Origin of the sequence: Kribbella koreensis, from assembly GCF_039525325.1 — a bacterium.
GTDB classification, from domain to species: Bacteria; Actinomycetota; Actinomycetes; order Propionibacteriales; family Kribbellaceae; genus Kribbella; species Kribbella koreensis.
Genome location: NZ_BAAAHK010000025.1, coordinates 37,124 through 43,123 on the forward strand (window position 1 = coordinate 37,124; position 6,000 = coordinate 43,123).

General features: G+C 68.7%; 7 protein-coding genes and 1 pseudogene. 4 read left to right on the forward strand and 4 right to left on the reverse strand.

What is annotated here, in order from left to right; translation table 11 throughout:
- Positions 1 to 130: 130 nt before the first annotated feature.
- Genes ABD116_RS40820 through miaA form a run of 3 tightly spaced genes read right to left on the reverse strand, consistent with a single transcriptional unit; the run spans position 131 to position 2,353 of the window.
- Positions 131 to 838 carry a hypothetical protein gene (locus ABD116_RS40820; RefSeq protein WP_343983938.1) on the reverse strand — a complete coding sequence of 236 codons (708 nt, stop codon included), beginning with the start codon at positions 836 to 838 and terminating at the stop codon, positions 131 to 133.
- Positions 826 to 1,362 (reverse strand): SigE family RNA polymerase sigma factor, encoded by a 537-nt coding sequence (locus ABD116_RS40825; RefSeq protein WP_343983940.1) that lies wholly within the window; start codon positions 1,360 to 1,362, stop codon positions 826 to 828. Before ABD116_RS40825 ends, ABD116_RS40820 begins: the two co-directional genes overlap by 13 nt.
- The gene (gene miaA / locus ABD116_RS40830) at positions 1,349 to 2,353 is read right to left on the reverse strand and encodes a tRNA (adenosine(37)-N6)-dimethylallyltransferase MiaA (RefSeq protein ID WP_343983942.1); all 1,005 of its coding nucleotides are present in this window, start codon (positions 2,351 to 2,353) and stop codon (positions 1,349 to 1,351) included. Before miaA ends, ABD116_RS40825 begins: the two co-directional genes overlap by 14 nt.
- Positions 2,354 to 2,542: 189 nt before the next feature.
- Between miaA and ABD116_RS40835 the strand changes: the two genes are divergently transcribed.
- From ABD116_RS40835 to ABD116_RS40850, 4 genes are all read left to right on the forward strand, one after another.
- Positions 2,543 to 2,767 (forward strand): hypothetical protein, encoded by a 225-nt coding sequence (locus ABD116_RS40835; protein WP_343983944.1) that lies wholly within the window; start codon positions 2,543 to 2,545, stop codon positions 2,765 to 2,767.
- Between the two features lie 76 nt (positions 2,768 to 2,843).
- Positions 2,844 to 3,092, forward strand: a complete 249-nt coding sequence (locus tag ABD116_RS40840) for an antitoxin (RefSeq protein ID WP_343983946.1) — start codon at positions 2,844 to 2,846, stop codon at positions 3,090 to 3,092.
- Between the two features lie 74 nt (positions 3,093 to 3,166).
- Positions 3,167 to 3,619 carry an NUDIX hydrolase gene (locus ABD116_RS40845; protein ID WP_343983948.1) on the forward strand — a complete coding sequence of 151 codons (453 nt, stop codon included), beginning with the start codon at positions 3,167 to 3,169 and terminating at the stop codon, positions 3,617 to 3,619.
- A 97-nt stretch (positions 3,620 to 3,716) separates the two neighbouring features.
- A complete protein-coding gene (locus tag ABD116_RS40850) occupies positions 3,717 to 5,567 on the forward strand; it encodes a LamG-like jellyroll fold domain-containing protein (protein WP_343983950.1) in 1,851 nt (616 codons plus the stop codon).
- A gap of 282 nt (positions 5,568 to 5,849) precedes the next feature.
- On the opposite strand, the pseudogene ABD116_RS40855 reads toward ABD116_RS40850, so the two are convergent.
- Positions 5,850 to 6,000, reverse strand: a pseudogene (locus ABD116_RS40855) (IS256 family transposase); the annotation flags it as partial.

A 6,000-nucleotide genomic window follows, 5' to 3' on the forward strand; every position in this document is an offset into this window, starting at 1 on the left:
CCTCGCGGTGGCGGAGGGAAGACCTCGATGTTTTTCCATCGTGGCCTTCTCTCCGCTGCCGTGAGGTGCGTGCCTGGGCGCCGGTAGCGCAACGGAACTTCCGACACGGCGCGCTAGCGAGTCCGTATCGTCAGTTGACCGTGCAGGAGGCCATGAAGCGGCGGAGCAGATCGTCGTTCCAGTCCTTGTTGCCGGCCGGGAGCTGGACCAGCAGCCAGCGGTCGCCGAGCGGCACCTGGCCGGACTCGCGGCCTTCGCTGGTACCGAGGTGGAAGACCTTGCCCGCGGACTCGGACACCCGGATGCCCTGCAGGCTCCGGGCCGCGTCGATCGCCTGGACGTCGAGTCCACCGTCGGCGCCGAGATCAGCGGTCCGCATGGTCGGCGGAGCGAGCTGGATGTGGTTGGCGTCGAGCGGCGCTCTCAGCGCCCAGCCCTCCGGCGCCAGCGAGCAGCTGATGTTGTTCCAGGCTGTCCGGTTGGCGATCAGCGTGACGGCGGCGCCGAAGGTCGACATCGTGCTCTCGTCGGCCCCCGCGCTCGGCTCGGCCGACTTCGCCATCGGGCTGCCTGCCTCGGCGCCCGCGGCGGAAGCAGCATCTTGAGGGCCCCCCGCGACCTCCGACTGGCCCGCGCCCCACCACTTGACCTGGTTCCCGACGGCGAGCACCGCGGTCGTCGCCGCGGCGATGCACAGTACGCCCGTGACGCGGCGGCGCGCCCTGATCCGGCGCAGCGCACGGCGGCCACGCGCCACGTCCGCGTCCACGTCAGCTGCCGGCAGTCCGTCGACCGCATGGTCGGCGAACCCCTGGAGCAGCTTCTTCACGTCGTCCACTTGTCGGTACTCCCCGTCGCGGGATCCGTGGCCGGGTCGTCGGCCATCAGGTCCTTCAGTCGTTTCAAAGCTTTCGCGGTCTGGCTCTTCACGGTGCCTTCGGTGCATTCCAGGATCCGGGCGCAGCTGGAGACGTCGAGATCCTCGAAGTACCTGAGCACCAGGACCGCCCGTTGCCTGGGCGCCAGGTCCAGCAGCGCCTTGCGGACGGCCAGGGTGTCCACCGGATCCGTCTGCTCCGACAGCCTCGGCTCGAACGTCTCGGCGGTCACCACCTCGGGGTGGCGGCCGGCCCGGCGGCGCTCGTCCAGGAAGGCGTTGACCAGGATGCGGTGCGCATACGGCCCGGCGCCTTCGTGCCGGATCCGGTGCCAGTGCACATACACCCGCGTGCAGGCGGTCTGGACCAGATCCTCGGCGGTGTGCACATCCCCCGCGGTGAGCAACATCGCCGTTCTCATCAGTCTGCTGCGGTCCGCGACGACGTACTCGCGGAACTCGGCCTCACGGTCACCCCCTCGCATCGACAGCCCCCAGGCCCTCTTCCACCTCAACTACGCCGGTGGGGCTCAGATGGTTGCCTCGGATCACTCGCAATGCTTGGTCTACTAGGTCGGGCGCATCCCAAGGCAGCCAGGTGATCCGGGGGTCCTTGCGGAACCAGGAGTCCTGCCGGCGGGCGAAGCGCCGGGTCGCCTGGGCGGTCCGTTGCCGGGCCTCGGTCTCGGACAGTTCGCCGCGCAGCAACGCGATCACCTGCGAGTAGCCGAGCGCGCGGTTCGCGGTACGACCGTCCAGCAAGCCCTTGCCCAGCAGGTCTTCCACCTCGTCGACGAAACCGTTGTCGAACATCCGGTCCACCCGGCGATCGATCCGCTCGTCCAGGACCGGCCGCGGGACGTCGAGTCCGAGCTGGACGGCGCCCGGGTAGACATACGTGTGCTCGGGCAGCGTGGCGACGTACGGGCCGCCGGTGATCTCGATGACCTCGAGGGCGCGGACGATGCGGCGGCCGTTGCTCGGCAGGATCTGCGCGGCGGCCGCCGGGTCGACCTCGGCCAGTCGCTGGTGCAGAGCGCCGGAGCCGTGCTCCTCCAGCTCGGCCTCGAGGCGCTCGCGGAGTACAGGATCGGTACCGGGGAACTCGAAGTCGTCGAGGATCGCCCTGACGTAAAGCGCGGACCCACCGGCCAGCACCGGAACCACCTGACGCCGCAGGCAGTCGTCGATCGCGGCCCGGGCCAGCTGCTGGAACTCGGCCACCGTCGCGGTCTGGGTGACATCGAGGATGTCGAGCAGGTGATGCGGTACGCCGGACCGCTCGGCCACCGTGATCTTCGCCGTCCCGACGTCCATCCCGCGGTAGACCTGCATGGCGTCGGCGTTCACCACCTCGCCGGTGCCCGACTCGTCCGTGCCCGGCTCGTCCGGGAACTGCTTGCAGAGGGCAACCGACAGGTCGGATTTTCCGGCCGCCGTGGGGCCGACGACGGCGACGACGAGTGACTCGACCATCCTCTTAGTGTGACAGTGCCGGTCGCCGGGCCCGGTGACCGGCGTGAACTCTGGGACAAGGAACCGTCATCGGGGTTGTGGTGACCCCCTGAGTTCGATAGGAACGTGGCAAGGAGTTACGGTCCGGACCGCATCGGCGATTCGGGGGGCCGAAACACATCGCAGCACCTTGACTCGGGAGGAACATTCGTGACGAATCAGTTCGAAGAAGAAGCCGCGGCGGCCGGCGAAGAAGGCATCGACGAGGTCAGTGAGCTGAAGCAGAGCGGCGGCGACGTCGAGCTGAAGGCCAGTGGCGGCGATGTCGAGCTCAGCGGCGGCGACGTCGAGTTCGGCGACCTCGACGGTGACGGCGACGAGGAGGGCACGGACTCCGGCGGCGACGTCGAATCCGGACCCCGCGATCTCGCCTGACCCACCTCCCACACCTGGGGCCCTGTTGGTGGGAAGATCACCGCTAGCTGTCTGTAAGTAGTTCACTACGCTAGGAATGGGAGCCCCCGAGATGGGCATCTTCGACAAGTTCAAGGGCAAGGCCGAGGACCTCAAGGAAAAGGCCGGCGACCTGGTCGACCAGCACGGCGACAAGGTCGGCGAGGGTCTCGACAAGGCCGGCGACTTCGTTGACGAGAAGACCGGCGGCAAGTACGGCGACAAGATCGACCAGGGCGTCGACAAGGCCAAGGACGGCCTCGACGGGCTGGACGGCCAGAACGACGACATCGCCGACAAGGCCTGAGCTTCTCAGTCGAGGGCCGCAAGGGGATCCCCTTGCGGCCCTCGCTCATGTCCGGGGACCTAGGGTTGGGGCGCATGGATCGGTTTCGGGTGATTCCCGCGGCGTATGTGGCACTGCGGCGTGGCGACGAGGTGTTGTTGTTGCTGAGGGCCAACACCGGGTACATGGACGGCTTCTGGGCGATGGCGGCCGGGCATGTCGAGCAGGGCGAGTCCGTACTGGCGGCGGCGATCCGCGAAGTCCGCGAGGAGGTCGGGGTGGAGATCGATCCGGCCGACCTGGTGCCGGTCACGGCGATGCACCGGACCGGCGGCAACGGGCTGCCGATCGACGAGCGGGTCGACTTCTTCTTCACCGCCACCCGCTGGACCGGCGAGCCCCGGCTGATGGAGCCGGGCAAGGCGGCCGGCCTCGAGTGGTTCTCCCTCGACAAGCTGCCGGATCCGGTCGTACCGCACGAGGCGCGCGTTCTGGCCGGGCTGCGTTCGGGTGGTCTGCCTGCGGTGATCGCGCAGGGTTTCGAGTAGTTCTTTTGGCGTTCATGTTGGTTAGGACAAAGGCGTTCTAGAGTGCCAGGCGATGCGCCGGGGCGTGAGGCACCCGGCTTCTAGGCCGGAGGCACCGATGGGCGAGCAGGCTGCGGGACAGACAGAGGGCGGGACGAGTCGGCGGCGGCTCCTCCAGGCGGGAGCGCTGGGGGCGGGCGCGGCGGTCGTCGGAGGTGCGGTGAGCGGGGCACCGGCATCGGCGGCCGGGCTGTCGGCGAGCAGCGTTTCGTCGGGCCGGCCCGATGTGGAGGATCCGCGGTTCACGCTGGCGGTCGTACCGGACACGCAGTACATGTTCGACGAGGACCGGGGCGACTCGGCGCCGCTGACCGCGACCTTCGAGTACCTGATCGACCAGCGCGGCGTCGACAACATCGTCTTCACCGCGCATCTCGGCGACGTCACGCAGAACGCGCAGGCCCGTGAGTTCGCCCAGGCCGACCCGGTGTTCGCGGTGATGGACCGGGCGCGGATGCCGTACAGCGTGCTCGCGGGCAACCACGACATCGACGGCAGCAAGGACGACCAGCGCGGCGATTCGCCGTACCTGCACGTGTTCGGGCCGCAGCGGTTCAAGCGGATGAGCACCTACGGCGGCTCGACGCCGGACGGCTACAACTCGTACCACGTCTTCCGCGCGGGCGGCCGGCAATGGTTGCTGCTGGCAATGGACTGGCGGCCCTCCGATGCGGGCTTCGCCTGGGCCCGCAAGGTGATCGCCGAGCACCCGACGCTGCCGGTGATCCTGACGACGCACGAGCTCGTGTACGCCAACGACGACGGTGGCGTCGCGTACCTCTCCGACCACGGCAACCGGGTCTGGGAGCAGCTGGTCGACGGCAATGATCAGATCTTCCTGACCCTGAACGGCCACTACTGGCCGCCCGGCCGGACGGTCCGCAAGAACGCCGCCGGGCACGACGTCCACCTGCACATCACCAACTACCAGGACCGGTACTACGGCGGCGGCGCGATGATCCGCCTCTACCACTTCGACCTGGTCCGGAACACGATCGATGTCGAGACGATCAACCCGTGGATCCTCGCGCAGAAACCGGGTCGCCGGTCGCTGCTGGCCGAGCAGGAGGTCGAGCTGACCAGCGACGTCAACCGCTTCAGCCTGCCGATCGACTTCGCTGCTCGCTTTGCCGGGTTCGCTCCTGAGCCGGTACGGCCTGCGCGGCCGGCTGCTGAGCTGGTGATCCCGGGGACGGTTGCGTACTGGCGGCTCGATGGGCCGGTCGGGTCGCGGGTGGTGGATCACTCGGGGCGGGGCAACGATCTGACGCCGGTGTTGTTGCCGGGCAGCCCTGCGGACAGCTTGAAGACGTCCGCCGAGTTCCACCCGGATCAGCCGGGGCATGCGAGCTGGGTGTTCGGTGGCGGTAAGAACCCGGGACGAGGTGGGTATTTGCGGACGGCCGACAACGCGCCGCTGAACCGGATGACGTTCAAGGGCGGGTACACCATCGAGGCGTTCGTGAAGCTCTCCGATGATGGCGCCGATCATTCGTGGGAAGGGCTGCTGAGCCGGCTTGGTACCGGCACTGACGCTGGCAAGACCGGTAGTGACCCGTCGGAGCCGGTGGTCAACCTCGCCTTCTCGGGTGGGCGGGAGCTGCAATGGGCGGTCTACCCGCTGGACAAGAACGACACCTTCACGAACTGGGGACACGAGACGCCGGCCGGCCGCTGGTTCCACCTCGCGGTGGTCAACGACGGACGGCACACCACGCTGTACATCGACTCCTCAGAGCTGCTGCGCAATCCGTCCACCCGCTCCAACGGGCTGGCGACCGCAGGCAAGGCATGGCTGCTGGGAGCGAACCACTACGCGAACAACATCGAGCAAGCCTTCGCAGGCCACATCGGCGAACTACGGATCGTGGACCGCGCGCTGACGCTGAAGGAATTCCTCAACGCCTAAGCACCCCGCCCTGCCGCCAGCCCGGCGTTGCTACGCGGCACCCACGGCGAAGGACCGCGATTCGCGGCTCCCGGGGCCGCATGGATCCCCGGGGTCGCGCGGCTCCCGGCGTCGCACGGGCCCCGGTTCGCGCGGGTCCCGGGGTTGCGCGGGTCGCGGGGTCGCGGGGGTCCGGGGGGCACGGGGGTCGCGGGGTCGCGGGGGTCTTGGGGGTCCCGGGGTCTTGGGGGGGTCAAGTCCCATGGAGTGGTGTACGACGGTTGGTCCTTCGTCGTTGTGTGGTTAGGCGCTGATGGCGCCGGTGGTGGTGTTGTCCTCGGTGGTGGTGATGAGGGTGAGTCGGCTGCGGTGGAGGACTTCGAGGCCGAGGTAGCGGCGTCCGTCGGCCCATTCATCGTGTTGTTCGGCCAGGACGGCGCCGACGAGGCGGATG

Coding starts and splice junctions, on each gene's coding strand:
- ABD116_RS40840 (WP_343983946.1), top strand. CDS start 2,844: ATGGGAGCCCCCGAGATGGGCATCTTCGACAAGTTCAAGGGCAAGGCC.
- ABD116_RS40850 (WP_343983950.1), top strand. CDS start 3,717: ATGGGCGAGCAGGCTGCGGGACAGACAGAGGGCGGGACGAGTCGGCGG.
- ABD116_RS40825 (WP_343983940.1), bottom strand. CDS start 1,362: ATGCGAGGGGGTGACCGTGAGGCCGAGTTCCGCGAGTACGTCGTCGCG.
- miaA (WP_343983942.1), bottom strand. CDS start 2,353: ATGGTCGAGTCACTCGTCGTCGCCGTCGTCGGCCCCACGGCGGCCGGA.
- ABD116_RS40845 (WP_343983948.1), top strand. CDS start 3,167: ATGGATCGGTTTCGGGTGATTCCCGCGGCGTATGTGGCACTGCGGCGT.